Annotated in this window: 21 protein-coding genes; 5 read left to right on the top strand and 16 right to left on the bottom strand. The window is 67.8% G+C overall.

Features of this window, described 5'->3' with window-relative positions; all coding sequences use genetic code 11:
* Positions 1–6: 6 nt before the first annotated feature.
* Together TEF_11650 and TEF_11645 are read right to left on the bottom strand one after the other, a co-directional pair.
* Positions 7–819 carry an ATPase gene (locus tag TEF_11650; GenBank protein ID ANK81379.1) on the bottom strand — a complete coding sequence of 271 codons (813 nt, stop codon included), beginning with the start codon at positions 817–819 and terminating at the stop codon, positions 7–9.
* Positions 820–873: 54 nt separating this feature from the next.
* Positions 874–1,854 carry a hypothetical protein gene (locus TEF_11645; protein ID ANK81378.1) on the bottom strand — a complete coding sequence of 327 codons (981 nt, stop codon included), beginning with the start codon at positions 1,852–1,854 and terminating at the stop codon, positions 874–876.
* 189 nt (positions 1,855–2,043) lie between these two features.
* On the opposite strand from TEF_11645, the gene TEF_11640 reads away from it, so the two are divergent.
* Together TEF_11640 and TEF_11635 are read left to right on the top strand one after the other, a co-directional pair.
* Positions 2,044–2,871, top strand: a complete 828-nt coding sequence (locus TEF_11640) for a hypothetical protein (protein ID ANK83438.1) — start codon at positions 2,044–2,046, stop codon at positions 2,869–2,871.
* Positions 2,872–3,099: 228 nt separating this feature from the next.
* Entirely contained in the window at positions 3,100–4,158 is a 1,059-nt protein-coding gene (locus TEF_11635; protein ANK81377.1) for an amino acid dehydrogenase, read from the top strand.
* Here the strand turns inward: TEF_11635 and TEF_11630 are convergent.
* The 6 genes from TEF_11630 to TEF_11605 all read right to left on the bottom strand — a co-directional run bounded on the left by TEF_11630 (position 4,155) and on the right by TEF_11605 (position 9,870).
* Entirely contained in the window at positions 4,155–4,577 is a 423-nt protein-coding gene (locus TEF_11630) for a lysophospholipase (protein ANK81376.1), read from the bottom strand. The two genes, TEF_11635 and TEF_11630, sit on opposite strands and share 4 nt — an antisense overlap.
* On the bottom strand, positions 4,570–5,913 hold the full coding sequence (locus TEF_11625; GenBank protein ANK83437.1) for a hypothetical protein: 1,344 nt from the start codon (positions 5,911–5,913) through the stop codon (positions 4,570–4,572). Before TEF_11625 ends, TEF_11630 begins: the two co-directional genes overlap by 8 nt.
* Positions 5,914–5,959: 46 nt before the next feature.
* Positions 5,960–6,346, bottom strand: a complete 387-nt coding sequence (locus TEF_11620; protein ID ANK81375.1) for a histidine triad nucleotide-binding protein — start codon at positions 6,344–6,346, stop codon at positions 5,960–5,962.
* A gap of 18 nt (positions 6,347–6,364) precedes the next feature.
* Positions 6,365–6,691, bottom strand: a complete 327-nt coding sequence (locus tag TEF_11615) for a phosphoribosyl-ATP diphosphatase (GenBank protein ANK81374.1) — start codon at positions 6,689–6,691, stop codon at positions 6,365–6,367.
* 25 nt (positions 6,692–6,716) lie between these two features.
* Positions 6,717–7,856, bottom strand: a complete 1,140-nt coding sequence (locus TEF_11610) for a molecular chaperone DnaJ (protein ANK81373.1) — start codon at positions 7,854–7,856, stop codon at positions 6,717–6,719.
* A 76-nt stretch (positions 7,857–7,932) separates the two neighbouring features.
* Positions 7,933–9,870, bottom strand: coding sequence for a molecular chaperone DnaK (locus TEF_11605; protein ID ANK81372.1), 1,938 nt, complete (start codon positions 9,868–9,870; stop codon positions 7,933–7,935).
* Positions 9,871–10,050: 180 nt separating this feature from the next.
* Here TEF_11605 and TEF_11600 point away from each other — a divergent pair, with 180 nt between their 5' ends.
* Positions 10,051–10,896: a hypothetical protein gene (locus TEF_11600; GenBank protein ANK81371.1), complete on the top strand. Its 846-nt coding sequence runs from the start codon at positions 10,051–10,053 to the stop codon at positions 10,894–10,896.
* 10 nt (positions 10,897–10,906) lie between these two features.
* Here the strand turns inward: TEF_11600 and TEF_11595 are convergent, their stop codons facing one another.
* The 6 genes from TEF_11595 to TEF_11570 are packed head-to-tail and all read right to left on the bottom strand — an operon-like array spanning position 10,907 to position 15,725.
* Entirely contained in the window at positions 10,907–11,698 is a 792-nt protein-coding gene (locus TEF_11595) for a hypothetical protein (protein ANK81370.1), read from the bottom strand.
* A 27-nt stretch (positions 11,699–11,725) separates the two neighbouring features.
* Positions 11,726–12,388 (bottom strand): thiaminase II, encoded by a 663-nt coding sequence (locus TEF_11590; GenBank protein ID ANK81369.1) that lies wholly within the window; start codon positions 12,386–12,388, stop codon positions 11,726–11,728.
* Entirely contained in the window at positions 12,385–12,717 is a 333-nt protein-coding gene (locus tag TEF_11585) for a 2Fe-2S ferredoxin (protein ID ANK81368.1), read from the bottom strand. The genes TEF_11590 and TEF_11585 overlap by 4 nt, the downstream gene beginning before the upstream one ends.
* Positions 12,714–13,862, bottom strand: a complete 1,149-nt coding sequence (locus TEF_11580) for a hypothetical protein (GenBank protein ID ANK81367.1) — start codon at positions 13,860–13,862, stop codon at positions 12,714–12,716. Before TEF_11580 ends, TEF_11585 begins: the two co-directional genes overlap by 4 nt.
* Positions 13,859–14,968, bottom strand: coding sequence for a hypothetical protein (locus tag TEF_11575; protein ANK81366.1), 1,110 nt, complete (start codon positions 14,966–14,968; stop codon positions 13,859–13,861). The genes TEF_11580 and TEF_11575 overlap by 4 nt, the downstream gene beginning before the upstream one ends.
* Positions 14,969–14,981: 13 nt before the next feature.
* On the bottom strand, positions 14,982–15,725 hold the full coding sequence (locus TEF_11570) for a serine O-acetyltransferase (protein ID ANK81365.1): 744 nt from the start codon (positions 15,723–15,725) through the stop codon (positions 14,982–14,984).
* Between the two features lie 170 nt (positions 15,726–15,895).
* On the opposite strand from TEF_11570, the gene TEF_11565 reads away from it, so the two are divergent.
* Positions 15,896–16,552 (top strand): alpha/beta hydrolase, encoded by a 657-nt coding sequence (locus TEF_11565; protein ID ANK83436.1) that lies wholly within the window; start codon positions 15,896–15,898, stop codon positions 16,550–16,552.
* On the opposite strand, the gene TEF_11560 is transcribed toward TEF_11565, so the two are convergent.
* The gene (locus tag TEF_11560; protein ANK81364.1) at positions 16,468–17,625 is read right to left on the bottom strand and encodes an anhydro-N-acetylmuramic acid kinase; all 1,158 of its coding nucleotides are present in this window, start codon (positions 17,623–17,625) and stop codon (positions 16,468–16,470) included. The two genes, TEF_11565 and TEF_11560, sit on opposite strands and share 85 nt — an antisense overlap.
* Before the next feature lie 55 nt (positions 17,626–17,680).
* Here TEF_11560 and TEF_11555 point away from each other — a divergent pair, with 55 nt between their 5' ends.
* Positions 17,681–18,934 carry a tyrosine--tRNA ligase gene (locus TEF_11555; protein ANK81363.1) on the top strand — a complete coding sequence of 418 codons (1,254 nt, stop codon included), beginning with the start codon at positions 17,681–17,683 and terminating at the stop codon, positions 18,932–18,934.
* Here the strand turns inward: TEF_11555 and TEF_11550 are convergent.
* On the bottom strand, positions 18,931–22,089 hold the full coding sequence (locus TEF_11550) for a hypothetical protein (protein ANK81362.1): 3,159 nt from the start codon (positions 22,087–22,089) through the stop codon (positions 18,931–18,933). The genes TEF_11555 and TEF_11550 overlap by 4 nt on opposite strands.
* Positions 22,090–22,231 lie beyond the last annotated feature (142 nt).

Here is a 22,231-nt window from a genome sequence, read left to right as displayed (position 1 = left end):
CCGCTTTCAGGCGGCGTCCTCAGCGCGTGTCCCGCCGGGAAGCTGCAGGGCGTCCATCAGCGCCCGCAACTCCTGTCTGGCCGCGACGTGCGACATGGTCACGTCGACGCCGGAATCGCTTTCCATGACGTCCAGCAGGGTGAGTCCGTCCAGGAAGAGTTCCCGGTAGATCACCCGCTCCGACAGGCCGGGCGCGACGCGATAGCCGACGCGGCTGGCCAGGCGGTCGAGCACGTCGCCGACACGGCGCTTGTTGCGGGCGTCGAGCTGGCTCAGCCGGTTGCGCAGCACCACCCAGTCGACGGAGCCGCGGTCGCGCAGCATGCGGCGCTTGCGCTCCTCCCAGACCGTCTCGGCGTAGCGGCTTGGACGGCGGATCTCGAAGCTCTGCGGGTCGACATCGGCCAGGTTGTCGAGGTCGACGAAACTGTCGTTCAGCGGCGTGACCAGCGTGTCGGCGAAATTGTGGGCCAGGCGGCTGAGCGGCGTGTCATGGCCGGGACAGTCGATGACCACGTAATCGCTGGCCGGGGCCAGTTCGCCCAGCACGCCGAGCAGCCGCTCCCGGTCGGCCGCGCCATCATCCGTGCTCTCCACGACCTCGAAGCGCGGCATTTCCAGGTCGAGCGCGAGCCGCGCGGCCGTGCCCCGGCGGTTGGCGAAATAGCGGCTGAGCGTACCCTGCCGCGCGTCGAGATCGATCGCGCCGACGGTGTGGCCGGCCTTCAGCAGGGAGACGATGATGTGCATGGCGGTGGTGGACTTGCCAGTACCGCCCTTCTCGTTGCCGACGACGATGGCATGTGCGGACGCGGACATGGGTGACGCGAATCCCTCCAGAAACGACACCCCCTCCTTCTATGCGTCCGGGCTTCAATCCGCCAGATGACGGATCGGCGCGTCCGGATAAAAGGCGTGATAGGCGAACGCGAAATCGACGCCATGGGCGACGTCGGCGCCGTCCCGGGTGACCGTCACATTGCCCACGTCGCGGCTTTCGGCGATGACATTGGCGTCGAGGGCGGAGAACTGCCCCGGCGTCCAGCGGATGACGGTGCCGTCGTCCAGCCGCACCTCGCCCCTCGTCCGCACCAGTTCCAGCGTCCAGGCCCCGCGCTCTCCCAGGGACACGACCCGCATGAGCGGCGGCACGCCGTCGGGCATCTCGCCCTGCCAGAAGTAAGGCTGGCCCAGCGTGTCGTAACCGACATAAGGGTTCTGGCCGTAGTTCCGGCGATAACGGCCGCCGGGCACCAGGACCTGGCCGTCCGGCGCGCGTTCGCGGAAGCGCGCGAAGGATTCGACCCGCGAGGGAATGACCTCCAGCCGCGCGCCGGTCAGTTCGCCGACGATCGCCTCCCCCACGAACTGCTGCCACCAGCTTTCGGTCTGGCGGTCCCACATCACCAGGTCGGAGTTGCGCAGCTTGCCCGTGGTGCCGAAATCCAGCACACGCCCGCCCAGTCGCCGGTCGAAGACGATGGCGGCGTTGCACAGCGGGCAGAAGGTGACGGCGACGGGGACGCCGGCAATCTCGTCATTGACGATCTCGTGCCACATCAGGACCGAGAGCGGATAGGCTTTCGCCTCGCCGTCGACGATCAGGCCCATCACAGGCTGCGCGTCCTCCAGCCCCTCGATCTCGCCGACCGGACGGAATTCCGGTTCGTCGATCGGTGGAATGCCGTCCTTCGGGGGGCCGCCCGACTTGATCTCGTCGAAATCGACCGACCGTTTCGAGAAGTCGGTGTCGGGCCATTCGGACTGCCAGTGGCGTATGTACTGCTCGTCTGTCTGGGCCGCCGCCTGGGCGAACGACCCGGCCACCAGCAGGACGGCGATGAACCAGCGCATGCGTGCCTCCCCTGTGCGTCGGGCGATGCTAGCGAGGGGCGCGGAACACCGGCGACACACAAGGCCGTGACGGTTTCCGTGACCGGCTCAGGAATCGGATTGGCGGACCGGCGCCCGTTGGCCTAGGACTCGAGAGCTTTCCTGGGGAGGAGAAGAATGGACGAGACGGCAATGAATTCGGTCGAGCGGCTGGCGGCCGCGGCCGACTACCGGGAAACCGAATGGCAGGGACTGCGGACGGCCTGGCGGTGCTTCGGCGAGGGCCGTCCCGTGGTCCTGCTGCACGGCGATTTCGGATCGTGGACGCATTTCGTCCGCAACATCGACGCCCTTTCGGCACGGTTCCGCGTGCTGGCCGCCGACATGCCGGGCTACGGACGCTCGGACACGCCGCCCGAACCGCACCTGCCGGACCGGTTGGCGGCGCCGCTGGCGGCGGGCGTCGACGAACTGCTCGGGCCGGACGCCGAACTGGATATCGTCGGCTTCTCCTATGGCGGCATCGTCGCCGGACATCTGGCGGCAATGCTGGGCTCCCGTGTCGGCCGTCTGCTACTCAGCGGACCGGGTGGTTTCGGCATGCGGAGCGGGCCGTCGCCCGGTGTCGATCTGAAGGGCGTGCGTGAAGGCATGTCGGAAGCCGAGATCGACGCCGTCCACCGCCACAATCTGGGCCGGCTGATGATCGCCGACCCCGCGTGCGTCGACGATCTGGCCGTCCGCATCCAGCGTGAGAACATCGCCGCCGCCCGCGTCCGCTGCGGCAGGATTCCCGAAACGACGGCGCTGCTGGACGCCCTGCCCCGGGTCCGGGCGCGCCTGTCGGGTATCTGGGGCGGCGCGGACGCCTTCTCCGATCCGGAACGCCTCGCCGGACAGGTGGCGGCGCTGCGCCGTTTCGACCCGGACATGGATTTCCAGGTCGTGCCGGGCGCCGGGCACTGGCTGTTCTACGAAGCGTCCGAAACGGCGAACCGGTGGCTGCTGCGGACGCTCGAAGGTTCTTCCGGCGTGTAATCGAACCGTCCACGCGTGACGAAACCGGCGGAATCCCGCATGCCGCAGCGCAACATCCGCGCAACAAGATTTCGCGCGGCGACCCCTGCAAGTAACCGCCGGGTCCATTCGGCGCCGGACGCGAAAGCATTCGTGCTTTGTTTGGGACTCTCCGTCGCGTGAGTTGAAAATTAACCCTGTTGTGCTGAATTCGGGAACCAGAAACCAGCGAGCTTACGCGAGGTCACCATGTCTGTTTTCGGTTCGGAACACTTCGACGACCATGAGGAAGTGGTCTTCTGCCGGGATGCGGAAACGGGACTGAACGCGATCATCGCGGTCCACGACACCACGCTCGGTGCGGGCCTGGGCGGTTGCCGTTTCTGGCCCTACGCCAGCGAAGACGAGGCCGTGGCGGACGTTCTGCGCCTTTCCCGCGGCATGACCTACAAGGCGGCCCTGGCGGGCACCGGCCGCGGCGGCGGCAAGTCGGTGATCATCGGCGATCCGGCAAAGCTGCGTTCGCCCCAACTGTTCCGGGCTCTGGGCCGTTTCGTCGAGAAGCTGGGGGGCAGCTACATCATCGCCGAGGACGTGGGCACGTCACCGGACGACATGGCCCATGTCCGCGAGAGCACGCGCCATGTCGCGGGCCTTGCCGGCCTGTCGGGCGATCCCTCCCCGGCCACGGCCCATGGCGTCTTCGTCGGCATCCGCGCCGCCCTCCAGCATCGCCGCGGCGATGACGACCTCGCCGGCGTTCGGGTCGCGGTGCAGGGCCTCGGCCATGTCGGCTGGGATCTCTGCCGTCAGCTGCACGAGGCGGGCGCGAAGCTGCTCGTCGCCGACATCCGCGACGGGGTCTGCGAACGCGCCACGAAGGCATTCGGCGCCGAGGCCGTCGCCGCCGACCGCATCCATGCCGTCGAAGCGGATGTCTTCGCACCCTGTGCGCTGGGCGCCACCATCAACGACCGGAGCATCCCGGAACTGAAGGCGGAAATCGTGGCGGGCTCCGCCAACAACCAGCTTGCCGAAGACCGCCACGGCGACATGCTGGCGGCGCGCGGCGTGCTCTACGCGCCCGACTATGTCATCAACGCCGGCGGCGTCATCAACATCACCCATGAAGGCCCCGACTACGACCGGGCGGCCGCGATGCGTCATGTCGCGACAATCCGGCAGACCCTGGCCGACCTCTTCGCCCGGGCCGAGGCCGAAGACGTCGCCACGCACCGCATGGCCGACCGCGTGGCCCGCGAGGTCATCGCGAAAGCCCGCGAAAAGGCACGCCTTCTGGCAGCCTAGACGACTCCGATTTCCCGCAGCTTCGCCCTGAGGTCGGGCGGCAGGTCATCGGCTCCGGAACCCTCGGCGAGGTCGGGCGGCGCGTCCTTCGCCTCCAGATAGCGCCAGCCCTGGTGGGGACGCCGGGCCCATGGCTCCGTGCGGATCAGTTGCGGATCGAAGACGAGGCCGCACTTCACGCCCACCTCCGTCTCGACCCTCTCCAGGCCCACAATGCGCTGCCGCACCCGGATGGCGCCCGCGATGATCCAGTAGATGGAGCCGCCGGCCAGCACCTCCGCGTCGCGCCGCGGCCGGTTGCGGGTGACGTGCCGCAGCGTCTCGCCGCGCGCCAGCCGCGCCTTTTGAAAGGCCTCGAGTTGTTCCACGCTCTCGACGCCGACGCAGAGTTTCAGCAGATGCACGACCGGTTCAGCCATCCAGCAGTCCAAGCACGGACCACCACAGCAGGTCCAGCGGCAGCAGCACCAGCAGCGTCACCGCCGCCAGCGCCAGCACCGCGCGTACGGCCTTCGCCATCGGCACGCCGGCGAGTTGCAGCGCCACCACGACCGGCGGCACCTGGTAGGGCAGGATGACGGTCGAATAGGCCAGCACCTGGGTCATCAGCACGGTCCGGACCGGCAGCCCCGTGGCGCCGGCGAGTTCGTCGGCCAGCGGCGTCCAGACCGCCGGCACGGTCGGCGCGGTACCCAGAAAGCTGGTGAGGATCTGCGCGCCGGTCAGCGTGGCGATGTTCGCCGCGCCCGCGCCCGGCGTCAGCCCGGCCACCGTGAGGAAGGCGGCGGCCATCCGGTCGGCGAAGCCCGTCGAGGTCACGACCGCGCCCAGCGAGAGAACACCGGCGATGTAGATGAGCGGCCGGATCTGCACGGCTTCTCCCAGCTTCTCGGTCGGGATCATGCCGATCCTCGGCAGCAGGCAGAGCACGCCGCCGCCCAGCGCCACCCATGCCGGCGAGACGCCATGGGCGAAGTCCGTCGCCCAGAGCGCCAGGGCACCGGCAAGGATCAGCGCGAGCCGCCATTCCTCGCGGCTGGGCGGCCCGAGTTCCTCGTCCGCCGCCGGATCGTCCGGCATGCGGTCGGGGAACAGCGTCCGCACGACGACCACGATGGCGATCGCCTTGCAGAGCCCGAGCACCGGGAAATGCAGCAGCAGGAACTCGCCATAGTTCAGCTTCAGGCCGTGGATGGTGTCGGCCGCACCGGCCAGAACGAGGTTCGGCACGTTGGCGGGCAGGATGCCGAAGCCGGGTATGACCGCGCCGAGGGCCGCCGCAATGGCGATCCCGTTGCCGCCGCGGCTGCCCGGCGCAAAACCGAAGACGGCGGCCAGGCTGACCGCGACCGGAATCAGCAGCACCGCCCGGCCCGTCGCCGAGGGCATGAGGAAGGACAGCGCGAGGGCGACGCCGACGATACCGACCAGCACGCCAGTGTAGGAAACCCCCATCCGTCGCGCCATCGAACGGGCCAGCCGCGCACCCAGACCCGTCTTGCCGACCGCCGTGCCCAGGATCATGCCGCCGAAGAGCAGCCAGAAGGCGCCGGCGGCGAAACCGGAAAAGACTGCAGGCGCCTCGGCGATCCCGAAGACCATGGCGATGAGGAAGAAGATCAGCGCCGTCACGTATTCCGGCAGCGCGCCCGTGGCCCAGAACCCGACGGCGGCCAGGGCCAGGGCGCCGCCCATGGCGGCCTGGGGCGGCATCACCGCCGCGGGCAGCATCAGTATCGCCGCCGCGCCCAGCAGGAACGGCAGGACCAGCAGGTGGTTGAGACGCGGTTTCACGCGCCGTTCAGCCGTCGCTGGAGCGCACCATGCGGCCGAGCGGCCGTCCGCCGAAGATGTGAACGTGGAAGTGGAAGACGATCTGCCCGGCGACCTCGCCGTTGTTGGTGGTCAGACGAAAACCCTCGCCGCCGACGCCGCAGATTTCCGCCGTCTCCTTCACGGCCTGCCAGAAGCCGGCCTGTTCCTCGGAAGTCGCCCTGGCCGTGAAATCGTTGAAATCGACATACTCGCCTTTCGGGACCACCAGAACATGGACCGGTGTCTTGGGCGCGATGTCGTCGAAGGCCAGCGCCCATTCGGTTTCGTGACGCTTCGAGCACGGCAGTTCGCCGCGCAGGATCTTCGCGAAGATATTGTCCCTGTCATAGGCCACGACCGCTTCCCTCCCGATATCCGCGAACCGGCCCGACTATTCCCCGCGGGCCGCCTTCTCGGCAAGCCCCGACACGCCCTCTCGCGCGGCCAGGGCTTCCAGCACCTCGCCGGGCGTGATTCCCAGATGCGACCACAGGACCACAAGGTGGAAAATCAGGTCCGCGCTTTCCCCGATGACCTTCTCACGCCCTTCCGAGACGGCGGCGAGTGCGGTTTCGACCCCTTCCTCGCCGACTTTCTGGGCGATCTTGCCGACGCCCTTCGCGTGCAGCTTCGCGACATAGGACGTCGATGGATCGGCACTCTTCCGTTCTTCGGCCACAGCATGAAGGCGATCGAGTATGTCGCTGTTCTGGCTCATTGGCCGGGCCCTTCCCTCACGCCGGTCAGTCCGTCAGATCCGACCAGAATTCCTTGACCTTGCCCAGGAACCCCTCCGATTCCGGATTGTTCGACTGGCTGTGCCCGTCGCCGGCCTTCTCGAATTCCTGCAGCAGTTCCTTCTGGCGTTTGGTCAGATTCACCGGCACCTCGACCTGGGTCTGGATATAGAGATCGCCGAAGACGCCGCCGCGGAGCTGCGGCATGCCCTTGCCCTTGAGCCGGAACTGCCGGCCGTTCTGGGTGCCGGCGGGAATGTTCACCTTGGCCCGGCCCCCATCGATGGTCGGCACCTCCACCGTGCCGCCGAGCGCGGCCGAGGTCATGGGAATCGGTACGCGGCAATGCAGATTGCGCCCCTCGCGGTCGAAGATCGGATGCGGCGCAATCGAAAGGAAGATGTAGAGATCGCCGGCCGGTCCGCCCCGGGCGCCGGCCGCGCCTTCGGCCGTCAGGCGGATCCGCGTGCCGTCCTCGACGCCGGCGGGAATGTTCACCGAGAGGGTCTTGTCCTCATGCATCACGCCGCGGCCGGAGCAGTCGTCGCACGGATCGGAAATGACCTGGCCCTGACCGCCGCACTGAGGGCAGGTCCGCTCGATCATGAAGAAGCCCTGCTGCATGCGGACCCGGCCGGCGCCCTGGCAGGCGGTGCATTGCACCGGCGATGTTCCCGGCTTGGCGCCTGAACCGGCGCAGCTGCCGCAGGCAACGGTCGTCGGCACGGTGATCTGCACCTGCTTGCCGATGAAGGCGTCGTCCAGCGTGATCTCGAGATTGTAGCGCAGGTCGTCGCCGCGGGCCGGGCCGCCCCGCGGGCCGCGGCGGCCGCCCATGAACTCGCCGAACAGGTCGTCGAAGATGTCGGAGAAGGAGTGCGCGAAGTCCGCGCCCGACTGCTGCCCGCCGAAGCCGCCGCCCTCGAACGCCGCGTGGCCGAACCGGTCATAGGCCGCGCGCTTCTCCGGATCGCGCAGCACGTCATAGGCTTCGGAGAGTTCCTTGAACTTCTGCTCGGCATCCTGATCGCCCGGATTGCGGTCCGGGTGATACTGCATCGCCTTCTTGCGGTAGGCGCGCTTCAGTTCGCTCGCGTCGATATCGCGGGCGACGCCGAGCATCTCGTAGTAGTCCGTCTTCGCCATCTAGTCGCCAGCCCCTCCCAGTGGTCCAGAATCGGGACGGCCCGCGAGGCGGGCCGTCCCTTTCGTCTGGAGTCGGTCAGGCCGACTTCTTCTTGTCGTCGTCGTCGTCGACTTCCTCGAAGTCCGCGTCGACGATGTCGTCATCCGCCTTGCCGGACTGGCCGCTCTCGCCGGCCTCACCCTCCGGCGCGGATTCACCGGCTTCGGCCTGCTGCTTGTAGAGCTGCTCGCCCAGCTTCATGGAGATCTGGGAGAGCGCCTGGACCTTCTGTTCGATGGCCTCGGCGTCGTCGCCTTCCAGAGCCGAACGCAGTTCCTCGACGGCCTTCTCCACATTGGCCTTCTCTTCGGCCGGGACCTTGTCGCCAAGATCGGACAGCGTCTGTTCCGTGGCGTGGATCAGGCTTTCGCCCTGGTTCCGCGCCTCGGCGACCTTGCGACGCTTCTCGTCCGCCTCACGGTTGGCCTCGGCGTCCTTGACCATCTGCTCGATGTCGTCGTCGGAGAGGCCGCCTGAAGCCTGGATACGGATCGCCTGCTCCTTGTTGGTCGCCTTGTCCTTGGCCGAGACGTTGACGATGCCGTTGGCGTCGATGTCGAAGGTGACCTCAATCTGCGGCACGCCACGGGGCGCCGACGGGATGCCGACTAGGTCGAACTGGCCCAGCATCTTGTTGTCGGCGGCCATCTCGCGCTCGCCCTGGAAGACCCGGATCGTCACCGCGGACTGGTTGTCCTCGGCGGTCGAGAAGACCTGGGACTTCTTGGTCGGGATCGTGGTGTTGCGGTCGATCAGCCGGGTGAACACGCCGCCCAGGGTCTCGATGCCCAGCGACAGCGGGGTCACATCCAGCAGCAGCACGTCCTTGACATCGCCCTGCAGCACGCCGGCCTGGATCGCTGCGCCGATCGCCACGACCTCGTCGGGGTTCACGCCGCGATGCGGCTCCCGCCCGAAGAACTCCTTCACCGTCTCGATGACCTTCGGCATGCGGGTCATGCCGCCGACCATGACGACCTCGTCGATGTCGCCGGCCTGCAGGCCCGCATCCTTCAGCGCCGCGCCGCAGGGACCGACGGTGCGCTTGACCAGTCCTTCGACCAGGCTTTCGAACTTGGCCCGGCTGAGCTTCATGGTCAGGTGCTTCGGCCCCGACTGGTCGGCGGTGATGTAGGGCAGGTTGATGTCGGTCTGGGTCGAGGACGACAGCTCGATCTTGGCCTTTTCCGCAGCCTCCTTGAGGCGCTGCAGGGCCAGCTTGTCGTTCCTGAGATCGATCGAGTTCTCCTTCTTGAACTCGTCGGCCAGGTAGTTGACGAGGGCCATGTCGAAGTCCTCGCCGCCCAGATAGGTGTCGCCGTTCGTCGAGCGCACCTCGAAGACGCCGTCGCCGATCTCGAGGATCGAGATGTCGAAGGTGCCGCCGCCCAGGTCATAGACCGCGATGGTCTTGCCGTCGCCGGACTTGTCCAGGCCATAGGCCAGCGCCGCCGCCGTCGGCTCGTTGATGATGCGCAGAACCTCCAGGCCGGCGATCTTGCCGGCATCCTTGGTGGCCTGACGCTGGGAATCGTTGAAATAGGCCGGGACGGTGATGACCGCCTTGTCGACCGTCTCGCCGAGATAGGATTCGGCGGTTTCCTTCATCTTCTGCAGGATGAAGGCGGAAATCTGCGACGGTGCGTACTGCTCGCCCCCCGCCTGGACCCAGGCGTCACCGCTGTCGGCCTTGACGATGTCATAGGGCGCGGTCTTCTGCATTTCCGCGACCACCGGATCGCCGTGCGGACGGCCGATCAGGCGCTTGATCGCGAACAGCGTATTGGACGGATTGGTCACCGCCTGCCGTTTCGCCGACTGGCCGACAAGACGTTCGCCATCCTCGGTGAACGCGACCATCGAGGGCGTGGTGCGCGCGCCCTCCACGTTCTCGATCACCTTGGCGTTCTTGCCCTCCATGACGGCCACGCAGGAGTTCGTGGTACCGAGATCGATCCCGATAACTTTAGACATTCATGCCTCTCATTTCTGGCCGATGCGCTTGGCCCATCAGGCGCCGCGCGCATCCCCTTACGGTTCGATTTGCAGGTTGTCGCGGGCGGTGTGACAAAAGCGACTCAAAACCACCCTATGGTCGCAACGGTATATAGGATCAGCCGCCACGGGCCGCAACCCGAGCACAGAGCGAGATAAATGCTCCGCATTGCCACTTTCAATATCGGTCTTGCCCGTCTGCGGGCGGGCGGCGTTCCCCTCGTGGACGCGGTTGCCCACGCCGGGCGCCGTCTGCCCCGCATTGTCGAGGCGCTGAGCGCCAACGCGCCCGGCATCGACATCTGGCTGATCCAGGAAGCCTATCACCACAGCGTGCGCGCCGCCCTCGGCGGGGTCAGCGGGTTCCGTCTGCATGCGGCGGCGGAGAGGAGCGCGGACACGGGGCTTTGCGTCCTGGTGCGCCGGGACTGGCCCTCGGACGGGCTGGCGGTGGTGCGGTTCCGGGCGCTGGACTGGGTCGAGACCGTCGTCGCGCGCAAGGGGGCCATGCGCATCGACGTGGAAACCCCGCTCGGCCCGGCGCGGGTGGGCAACCTGCACGCCAGCTATGACGGAAGAGGACGTGAAGGCATCCGGCGCAAGGCTCCCGGCCTGCGGGCCGAGGAAGTCGGGCAGGCGCTCGATCTGCTGGAAAGCAGCGGCGGTGGCCTGAAGCTGCTCGGCGGCGATTTCAACCTCAGCCTCGCCAGCGAGCCCGCAGGACATGGTGTCGCCACGGCGCGCGGCTGGCGCGACCTGCGCGAGACGGCCGACGCCCATGACGACGCCGGCGTGCGGACATGGTCGCTGGACAATCCGATCGCCGTCAGCGCGCCGGGCGGGCCCGCGCATGACATCGACCTGATCTTCATGAAGGACGCGGCGCCGTCGCTTCGGGTGGAAACCGCCCATATCCTGACCGAGCCGGCCGTTCCCCTGCCCTCTGGCCGCCATGTTCCCCTGTCCGATCACTACGCGTTGATGGCGACGCTGATACCGGCCTGAAACCACGGCGCTACCGCTCAAGGAATTCGATCAGGTCCCTGTAGGGCTGCGGGTCTCCGATGAAGAACAGGTGCCCGCCGTCATAGAGCTTCAGTTCGGCTTCTGGGATCCGCTCGGCCATGCGCCGCATCGTTTCCGGCAGCGCAATCTGGTCGTGCAGCCCGCCCGCCAGATGGACCGGCATGGGCAGGCCGGCCAGGGCCTCCCAGCAATCGTGCCCGGCGCGGGCCTGGATCTGGCCACGCGCGCCGCGCAGGAAACCCTCCTCGCCGGCGAACTCGGACTTGTCGGCACGCTTGCGCAGGACTTCGGCAGCGTCGGTGTCGAACCAGTCGTCCGTCACCCGGCTGTCGGAAAGTTTCATCATGCGCCGGAAGGCGGTCTCCTGATCGGCCTCGGGCAGCTCGTGCAGCGGATAGGACGCGCCGCCCGCGCCGCCGGGGGAGGTGCAGTAGAGCGCAAGACGGCTGATCTTCTGCGGATACCGCGCCGCCAGGTTCTGGGCGACCATGCCGCCGAAGGAAATGCCCAACACCGGACAGGGCGCGAGACCCAGATGATCCATCAGCGCCCCGGCGTCCTCGGCGTAGTTGGCCATTGTGTAGCCGTCCTCGGGCTTGGTCGTCTGCCCAAGTCCGCGCTGGTCGTAGCTGGTGACCCGGAAACGCTTCGTAAGCGGGCTGTCCATCGCATTGGGATGGCGGCGCAAATCGCCCCCGGTGCCGCTGATGACCAGCATGTCCGGCCCTTCGCCGGCCTGCTCGTAATGGATGTCCAGATCCCGGATCTTCGCAAAGGGCATCTTCCCTCCCCCTCCCCGTTGTTTCGATCAGGCCGCGTCCAGCCCCATCTGCCAGAAAGCGCTCTCCAGCCGCGTCGCCTGGGCGAACACGGTGGCCAGACGGTCGAAGCGGGCCTCGGTCAGCCTCTGTTCGCCAAGCCGGTCCAGATGGGCCAGCGCGCCCTGCATCACCTCCTGATACTCCTGGCCAGCATACATCTCGATCCAGGAGAGGTAGGGATTGCCTTCGCGTTTCGTCGCCGGATCGTCCGCCAGCCTGCGGCCGATCTCGCCATAGCCGATGACGCAGGGGCTGAGTGCGGCATGCAGGTCCAGCACGTCACCCTGCAGCCCGACTTCCAGCACATAGCGGGTATAGGCCATGGTGGCGACATCCTCGGGCGCGCGCTCCATTTCCTCGGGCGTGATGCCGAAACCGGCGCAGTAGTCCACGTGGAGCTTCATCTCGGTGTCGAGGATGCCGTTCATGACCTCGCCGGCCGCTCGCATCTCGGCCAGGCTATCGGACTTGTAGACGGCGAGCGCATAGGCCCGCGCGAAGTGGATCAGGAACAGATAGTCCTGAACCAGATAGTGGCGAAATGCGCGCTCGGGCAGCGTGCCGTCGGCCATGCCGCGGACGAAGCCGTGCTCGACATAGTCGCGCCAGTCGTCGCCGGCTGCGGCCTTCAACCGCTGGAACAGGCTCATCCGATCAGCAGGTTGCGCGTGGCGCGCGGCAGATGGAACTCGATACCGTCGAGTTCTTCGGTGAGCAGGATCTGACAGCCGAGACGGGACGTCTCCTGCAGATCGAAGGCGAGATCCAGCATGTCCTCCTCCTCCTCCTTCGGGTCTGGCAGGCGGTCGAACCACGGATCGGCGACGATGACGTGGCAGGTCGAACAGGCCATGCAGCCCTCGCAGGCCCCTTCGATGTCGATGTCGTTGGCATGCGCCACGTCGAGCACGGAATCGCCCGGCTTCGCCTCGACCGTCACCCGCCTGCCCTTCGCGTCGATGAAGTGAACCGTGATCATGTTCTCGCCTTCCGGATCGCCTCTGCCAGCGCGACGATGGCGATTTCGATATCAGCCTCGGTCGTCGGCCGGCCGATGCCGATCCTGATCGAGGAACGGATTTCCGCTTCCGTCAATCCGATCGCCGCCAGAACGTGGGAGGGCGCGGACAAGACCGACGAGCAGGCCGAGCCCGTCGATACGGCGATCTCCGGCGCTTCCCGGATGACGTCGTCGGCGTCGGCGCCATCAATGCGGAAATTGAGGTTGCCCGGCAGGCGCATGACCTCGCCGCCATTGAGGTGCACGCCTTCGGTGGTTTCCCTGAGCCCCGCCCAGAGCGTGTTGCGCAGGGTGGCGATGCGGCGGCGGTCGTCGGCCATGTTCCCGGCCGCGACGCGCGCAGCCGCGCCGAAGCCCACCGCCAGCGGCGTGGGCACCGTGCCCGACCGGCGGCCCTCCTGCTGCCCGCCTCCGTGGAGCAGCGGCGGCAGATCGGCCATGGCCCGCTCCGACAGGATCAGCGCGCCGATGCCTTTCGGCCCGTAGAACTTGTGCGCGGTGAGGCTCAGCATGTCGACGCCGAGACGTTCGAAGTCGACCGGTATGCGGCCCACGGCCTGGGCGGCGTCGCAATGCATCCACGCGCCAGCCTCCCGGCATTGCCGCGCGATTCCGGCGACGGGCTGGATCGCGCCGATCTCGTTGTTGGCGAGCATCACGGAAACCAGGCCGACATCGCCCTTCGCCAGTTCGGCGGCCACCTTGTCGGGCCCGACGCCGCCGCCGGCGTCGACAGCCAGTTCGGTGACGTCGAAGCCCTCCGCCGCCAGGGCGCGCGCGCTTTCCAGCACGCAGGGATGCTCGATCGCCGAGACGACAATGCGCCGCCGGCCTTCGGGCAGAACCCGTGCAGCACCCTTGAGCGCCCAGTTGTTGGCCTCGGTCGCGCCGCTGGTGAAGACAACCGCCTCGTCGGCGGCGTTGAGCAGCCGCGCGATCTCGGTGCGGGCGAGATCCACGGCGGCCTCCGCGTCCCAGCCGTGCTCGTGATGACGCGAATGGGGATTGCCCGGCCGTTCGGTGAACCAGGGCAGCATCTCCTGCAGCACGTCCGGATCGACCGGCGTGGTGGCGTGATGATCCAGATAGACGGGCCTTGTCATGCCGCCGTCTTCCGCCGCCAGAGCGCTTCCCAGGCCGCCAGCAGGGCGTCGATGTCGGCCTCCGTCGTGGTCCAGCCGGTGGAAATGCGGATGGCCTCGCCCGCCGCCTCTTCGTCGAAGCCCATCGCCCGGAGCACGTGGGAGGGCTGGACCTTGCCCGAGCTGCAAGCGGCCCCGGCGCTTGTCGCCACCCCGGCCAGATCGAGCGCCATGAGTTGGGTTTCCGCCGGCACGCCGGGCATCCGGACGCAGGTCGTGTTGGGCGCACGTTCGGCACTTCGGCCTATGATTTCAGCCGCTTCACAAACGTCGCTCAAGCGGCGCTCGAGCCTGTCCCGTAATGTTGCGAGACGCGCCGCTTCGCCGGCTTCCTGCGCCACGGCCTCGGCGGCCGCGCCGAAGCCCGCGATGCCAATCAGATTCTCGGTGCCCGCGCGCCGCCGCTTCTCCTGCCCGCCGCCGACTATCAGGGGATCCAGGTCCAGCCTCTCGCGCACCAGCAGCGCGCCGGCCCCCGCCGGTCCGCCCAGCTTGTGGGCGGAGAGGCTGATCAGGTCGCCGGCGCTTGCGATCGCGGTCATGTCGATCCGGCCCGGCGCCTGCACGGCGTCGATGTGAAGGAGCGCCCCACGGTCCCGGCATATCTCCGCGATCGCGGCCAGCGGCTGGATCACGCCGGTCTCGTTGTTCACCGCCACAACCGAGACGATGGCAAGGTCCGCCTCGTCCATCGCCCGGCCGAGTTCCGCCGGGTCGAGAAGGCCGTGACCGTCGACCGCGAGGATTTCGCCGCCCGCGCGCTCCACCGCCCGCAGGACGGAATCGTGGGAACTCGCCATGGCCAGCGGCGCCCGGCCGGAAGAGGCCAGCGCCCAGTTGTTCGCCTCGGTGCCGCTCGCCGTGAAATGCACCGCCGCGGCCGGAACCCCGACCATCGCCGCGACCTGCTCCCGCGCGCGCTCGATCACCGCCCGTGCGGCGCGGCCCGGTCCGTGGACGCTGGAAGGGTTGCCGGAAACCGCCATGGCGGATGCCATCGCCGACTGCGCTTCGGGACGAAGCGGCGCGGTGGCGTTGCAGTCCAGATAATGGAAATCAGTCCGCATATGCGGGGGTTTATCAGTCCTCGCCGCCGGAGACGACCCTGACCTTCGGTTCGCGCTCGGCAAGACGTCCTTCCAGCTCGGTCACGCGTTCGCGAAGCTGCTCCATCTCGTCCAGAATCTCGCTCATGCGCTGGTCGACCGGGTTGGTGACGCCTTCCAGGGGCATGCCATAGGCGGCAAAGGCGCGGCGCGCGTCTTTCGGGTCATCGACCAGCTTCGGCCTGGACTTGCCGACGATTTCCGCGGGGATGCCCACCACCGACACGCCCGGGGGCACTTCCTTGACCACGACTGCATTGGCGCCGACGCGGGCGCCCTTGCGCACCGTGATCGGACCCAGCACCTGCGCGCCGGAGCCCACGATCACGTCGTCCTCCAGCGTCGGATGCCGCTTCTGTCCTACCTGCGCGGCGGAATCGACCGACGGCGCGACGCCGCCCAGGGTGACGTCGTGATAGAGCGTGACGTTGTCGCCGATCTCCGCCGTCTCCCCGATCACGACGCCCATGCCGTGGTCGATGAAGAACCGCCGTCCGATCTTCGCGCCGGGATGTATCTCGATGCCCGTCAGAAACCGGCCGGTCTGGGAGATGAAGCGGCCGACGAAGTAGAGCCGCCGCCGCCAGAGCGCATTGGCGACGCGGTAGAACATGACGGCGTGGAAGCTGGGATAGCAGACCACGATCTCGAGCGCGGACTTCGCCGCCGGATCGCGTTCCTTGATCGCCGCAATGTCGTCTTTCAGAGCCCGCCACATGCCGGACCTCCCCCTTGTCGGGTGCCTGTCGGTCTGGCGGAATATATTTCACAGCCAGATTACGTCAATAAAGCCAAGGGCTACAAATACTGGCGCGAGACATAATGTTTCTATATGAAGGCGCGCTGGCGGCTTCGCGCCGGAACCCCCTCAAGCTGTACCGGAACAACATGCCCGAAGTCATCTTCAACGGACCCGACGGGCGACTTGAAGGCCGATATCATCACGTCGAGGACGAGACGGCCCCAATCGCACTGATCCTGCATCCCCACCCGCTGTATGGCGGAAACATGAACAATCGGCTGGTCTACAACCTGTTCCAGCTGTTCAAGGCGCGCGGATTCGCCGTGCTGCGGTTCAACTTCCGCGGCGTCGGCCGCAGCCAGGGCGAATTCGACCAGGGCGTGGGGGAGCTGTCCGACGCGGCCTCCGCGCTGGACTGGATGCAGCAGATCAAGCCCGACGCCGGCGCCTGCTGGATCGCGGGCTTCTCCTTCGGCGCCTGGATCGGCATGCAGCTCCTGATGCGCCGCCCGGAGGTCGAGGGCTTCATCTCCGTATCGCCGCCGGCGAACATGTTCGACTTTTCCTTCCTCGCGCCCTGTCCGTCGTCCGGGCTGATCATTCACGGCACGGACGATGACCTGGTGCCGGAGCCCGACGTGCGCAAGCTGGTGGACAAGCTGAAGTCCCAGAAGGGTATCGTCATCGACTACGAAAAGATCGCCGGCGCCTCGCACTTCTACGAGAACGAACTCGACGAGGTGGACGGGCTGGTCGGCAGATATGTCGATGGCCGCCGCTCGGAGGCAGAGCCCGTAGGCTGAACCAGCCGTCCCCCCGGCATCGGGCGGGGGACGCCTGTCGTCGAGGGCAGGCTGAGCGGCAGGCCGCGCAGGGAGCGCACCGCCAGAAAGGCGAAGGCCTGGGCCTCCAGCGCATCCCCGTTCCAGCCGACGGCCTCGACGGGCGCCACCGGCGCGCCGAGACGCTGCGCCAGTTCCGACATGATGTGCCTGTTGTGCCGCCCGCCGCCCGTGACCAGCCAGCGCACAGGCGGCGCCGGCATGTGAACCAGCGCCAGCGCCACCGACTCGACCGTGAAAGCGGCAAGCGTGGCGGCGCCATCGGTCAGGCTCATGCCATCAACGGACGCAGTGAAATCGTTCCGGTCCAGTGATTTGGGCGGCTTTCTTCCGAAATAGGAATGACCGAGCCAGGCGTCGAGGCGGCTTCGGTCGACCCGACCGCTGGCGGCGGTCTGCCCGTCCGCGTCGAAGCGTTCGCCGCTGCCGGCGGCCATCCAGTCGTCGATCAGCGCATTCGCCGGCCCGGTGTCGAAGGCCATGGGCGGCGCCTGCGGACCGATCCAGGTGACGTTGCCCACGCCGCCGAGGTTCAGGACCGCGAGCGGCTGCGTCAGCCCCTCGGCCAGCGCCACGTGATAGAGCGGCGCGAGCGGCGCGCCCTGCCCGCCCGCGGCCACGTCCGCGCTGCGGAAATCATGAACCACCGGGAGTCCCGTGGCCCCGGCCAGCGCCTCGGCGTCGCCGATCTGCACGGTGCGGTGGTTTTCGGGATCGTGAAAGGTGGTCTGGCCATGGAAGCCGATGACGTCGGTCCTGCCGCGCAGGTCGGGATGGGCGGACAGGAACGCCTCGACGGCCCGCGCATGGGCTTCGGTCACCGCCCGGACGGCGTCCGGTCCCGGGGCGGCGTCGCCCATGGCGGCAAGGATCCGGGCGCGTTCCCCGTCTTCGAAGGGATAGCTCTCGAATGGCCCCGTTTCCGCGATGCTCAGGCCGTCGCTGGCCAGCCAGGCGACGTCGACGCCATCGGCCGACGTGCCGCTCATCAGCCCGATCGCGCGGGTCGGGGATCCGGGTGTGCTTTGCCTCATTGAAGCAGTGTGCTACACGCCGCCGCCTGAATGCAAAGAACCAACTCGAAGACAGATGACCGACGCCCGATCCGATTTCCTCTCGACTCTCAGCGCCCGCGGCTTCGTGCACCAGTGCACGGACTGGGACGATCTCGATTCCAGGCTCTCGAAGGAAACGGTGACGGGCTATATCGGCTTCGATTGCACCGCCGACAGCCTGCACGTCGGCAGCCTGTTGCCGATCATGCTGCTGCGGTGGATGCAGAAGACCGGGCACAAGCCGATCGTGCTCATGGGCGGCGGCACCACCAGGGTGGGCGACCCGTCCGGCAAGGACAGCGCCCGGCAACTGCTGACCGACGACCAGATCGAACGCAACATGACCGGCATCCGCCGCGTGTTCGAAAAATTCCTGACCTTCGGTGACGGGCCGACCGACGCCATCATGGTCAACAACGCCGACTGGCTGGACAAGCTGGAATACATCCCCTTCCTGCGGGAAGTGGGGCGGCATTTCTCGGTCAACCGCATGCTGAGCTTCGATTCGGTGCGGCTGCGGCTGGAGCGCGAGCAGCCGCTTTCATTCCTCGAATTCAACTACATGATCCTCCAGGCCTATGACTTCCTGGAACTCGGCCGGCGGATGAACTGCCGCCTGCAGATGGGCGGTTCCGATCAGTGGGGCAATATCGTCAACGGCGTGGAGCTGGGCCGCCGCGTCGACGGCATGGACCTCTATGGCCTGACCTCGCCGCTGCTGACCACGGCCAGCGGCCAGAAGATGGGCAAGACCCACGAAGGCGCGATCTGGCTGAATGCGGACCGGCTCAGCCCCTATGACTACTGGCAGTTCTGGCGCAACACCGCCGACGCCGATGTCGCGCGCTTCCTGAAGCTGTTCACCGAACTGCCGCTGGACGAGATCGACCGCCTCGCCGCCCTCGAGGGCAACGAGATCAACGAGGCCAAGAAGGCGCTGGCCGATGCCGCGACGATGCTAGCCCACGGCGCCTCGGCCGCGGCCGAGGCGGCCGAGACCTCGCGGCGCGCCTTCGAGGCGCGCGAGAGCGCCGAAGGCCTGCCCACAGTCTCCCTGCCGCAATCGGAACTGCTGGCCGGCGTCGGCATTCTCGACGCCCTGGTCCGCGCCGGACTTGCGAAGTCCAACTCCGAAGCGCGCAAGCTGATCCAGAACGGCGGCGCCCGCCTGAACGACCGGCGCATCGACGATTTCCGCCTCAGCATTTCCCAAGCGGACCTCGTCAGCGACGGCGCGGCCAAGCTCTCGGCCGGCAAGAAGCGCCACGTCCTGCTGCGCGCCGGTTAGGGCGACTGCATGGAACCGGTGGGCGGAGGCGTCGACTCCACCGGATCGACGGGGGCGAGGAACATCCGGCGCAGGATGCCGGGGGCCAGCGCCGACAGCGCGTTGACCGCGACCTGTGGGTCGGATGCATTGCCCTCGACCACATAGGTAACGCCGAACAGGCCCTGGTCACCGCCCAGGATCTCGCCCAGCAGCGGTATCGCGCCCAGCACCTGCGAGATCGAATAGGCGGGAATCAGATTGCCCACGAAGCGGATCTGCTCGGTCTGCGGCGCGTAGTAGCCCTCCGCGGTCAGGCCGATCGACGGACCGACCATGCGCCCCTTGCGCACGTCCAAACGGCCTTCACGATAGGCGAACGGCAGTTCGGCAAGGCTGAATGACAGGCCGCGGCCCGACAGCGCCTCGGCAATGCCGGTGAAGGAAGCAAGACTCAGCAGTCGCGCAAAGCCGGGCGTCTCCCGCAGCGTGAAGTCGGATACCGTGGCGACGCCCGTGATGACGTCCGGCGCGGCCGCCACGCCGCCGATCGACAGGTCGCCGCCGCTGATCGCATCGGTCAGACCGGCCGCCGACAGCGCGAGTCCGGCATTGGCGGAGGCAAGGTCGAAGCGCCATCCGGAGCCGTCATGGTCGGCGGCGAAGGTCAAAGCCGCCTCGCCGTTCAGACGGCCCTCGGCACGGCCGACGGGCATGCCCTGCTCGATCCGCAGATCGCCGGTGAAGCTTTCGAGCGCGGTTTCCTGGCGGAGCCGCAGGCTGTCGACCGCGATGTCGATCGCCGCGCCCTCGAACGCGGTCAGGTCAGTGCCCTCCCTGTCATCGGCTTCCAGAAGCGGCTGGAGGTCGAGACTGGCGCCCCTGATCCGGGTTCGCCAGGCGCCGTCATCCATCTTCGCCAGGGAAAGCGCGAGGTCGTTGCCGCCGAGACGCGCGCGTTCCAGATCCGCGCGCAACAACTCGCCCGCGCCGGAAATCATCAAGCTGCCGGCGATATCGAGCCCGCCGCCGTGGAAGTCGAGATTGCGGATCGCGACGTTCCCGCCCGGTCCGGGGGCATGGACGAAACCGAGCCGTCCCGGCTCCCCGGCCGGCTTGCGCCAACCGATCTCGCCGATCTCAAGCGCCGCTTCGGTCAGGTCCGCCTCGACGACTCCCTCGACGGAATCCGCGCCCCGGAACGTCAGCCGCCCGCTCAGACCCAGCGGGCCCTGGAGCCGCCTGGCCTGGTCGAGTCCCTGCTCGGCCAGCAGCGCCGACTGCACCAGACCGGAAAAGGCGAGTTCGCGACGCCCGGCTTCGACCCCGAAATGCTCGATCCAGTTGATGTCCAGCCACGACGCCCCGGAACGGACCCGGCCGGCCAGTTCGGCGCCGCGGCGGTCGACGCTCAACGCCATCGATTCGGCGCTGAGAGCGAGATCACCGAGCAGTCCGTCTGCGACGACCCCGGTCAGATTGGCGTTCGCCACGAAGTCCGTGTCCTCCAGCGACACGCCGGCATGGATCGGAAGGTTCAGGCGGACCCGCGTCGCCGCCGTACCGCCGACCCCGAGCAGCGCACCGCCGCCTTCCACGCCGGCCGCGATCGGATCGTGCAGCACGGAGGCAACGGTCTCGGCAATGGTTCCGCGGGTGACGAACTCCGTGGTCAGAACCGGCGGCTTCGCCGCGAAGCTCTCGATGGCGACATGCCCGTCGGACAGGGCGAGATCGCCCAGTCGCCCCGATTCGAGGTTCAGTTCGAAGCTGTCGCCGGTGACCGTGAGTTCGCCCCTGCCCTGCGTCACCGGGTCGAAGGGCGGGTAGAGCGTGACCGTGGCGTCACGGAAGGCGATGTCGATGTCGAACGCCTCGCCGGGCGGTTGATCGAGGCTCCACATCTCGGCGGCGATGTCGAGGACGGCGACCACCCTTTCGGCGGTCGCGGTCCGCACATGCCCGGTGACCCAGTCGCGCACCGGTTCGGCGACGCCCAGCGGCCAGTAGTCCCCGATCAGGTCGCCCGGCACCTCAACGCCCGAGATCGTGAGAGCGAGATCCGGTCCGATGTCGCGCACGCGCACCCTTCCTTCGGCGCGGGCGACGAACGCGCCGGCGTCATAGACCAGACGCTGGATCTCCATCGACTGGGTCTCGATGTCGACGGCGCCTTCGATTTCCATGGCGGCGACCGGGACCGGCGCAGGCAGGTGCCCGGGCAGATCGAACTCCCCTTCCCCGCCATAGAGCCGGAGCGTCAGCGGTTCCGGGCCGGTCCGGGCGGAATAACCGAACCGGGCCTCTCCCGAGACAGGAAAGCGGACGCCCGCCAGCCAGTCCGGCGCTTCGAGTGCTGTCACCAGTTCCGGAGGCCGGACGGCTTCGAAGCGCACCAGGCCGCTCGCCTGCTCGCCTTCGGGTCGGTAGTCCAGTTCGATCCAGAGCGGCAGGATGAGGTCGCGGGCGCTGAGATCGACCGAGGCCTGGATGGTCAGGTGATCGCCGGCGGAGCGAATCCGGATCGTTTGCCCCTCCAGCCCGAAGACGCGGTCGCTGACCTGATCGACAATGCGCACCCGGGAGTCCACCAGCGATATGGAACGTACCCGCCGCAGCGCATCCTCCTCGGCCGCGCCCACGCCGAACAGTTCGGCGACAATCTGCGGCACGGGCCGTTGGGGGTGGCCGCCCTCCTCGGTGCTGCGGGTCAATCCCATGGCGAAGCCGCCGTCCTCCGTGCGGGTCAGGAGCAGGCTCACGCCCCGGGCCGTCACCTCGCGCGGCCGCAGATTGCCCTGCAACAGCGCGTCGCCCCAGAGCGAGAAGGCCATCTCCGGCACCAGCAGGACGCGCTGGTTGTTCTGGTTGACGAATGTCACGTTGTCGGCCGTCAGGTTGACCGTGCGCGCGGCGCCGTCCCAGGCGATCGCCGTTTCCCCCACCTCCAGCCGCCAGCCCTCTGGCAGCCCGCCGATGGACTCCTGCAGATAGGGCGTCAGAAAGCCGATCAGCACCGGGCCCTCCGACAGCCGCCAGGCGGCCAGCACCGCCAGTACGGCGGCAAAGGCGAATACGCCGCCGACGAAGTAGACCGGGATGAGAAAGCCGAGGCGCCAGCGGGAGCGCGTGGCTTGATTCTCGCCGTCGGCGGCCCCAGTCTCCCCCTCTTTCAACTGACCAGCGATCGCCGTGACCCCATTCCCCGACATGATCCGGAGTGCCCCTCTCCCGTCCGACGCCGAAGCGGCCGGGCGCGCCTGGGAGAGATGGCGCGCAGCCGCAAGGACCGCAACTGCCGAGAGCGATGATGGCCCG

It is taken from the genome of Rhizobiales bacterium NRL2, assembly GCA_001664005.1.
In the GTDB taxonomy this organism is placed as follows: Bacteria; Pseudomonadota; Alphaproteobacteria; order Minwuiales; family Minwuiaceae; genus Minwuia.
Note: the sequence above shows the minus strand (reverse complement) of the source record. Positions and strands in the feature narration are given on the sequence as shown.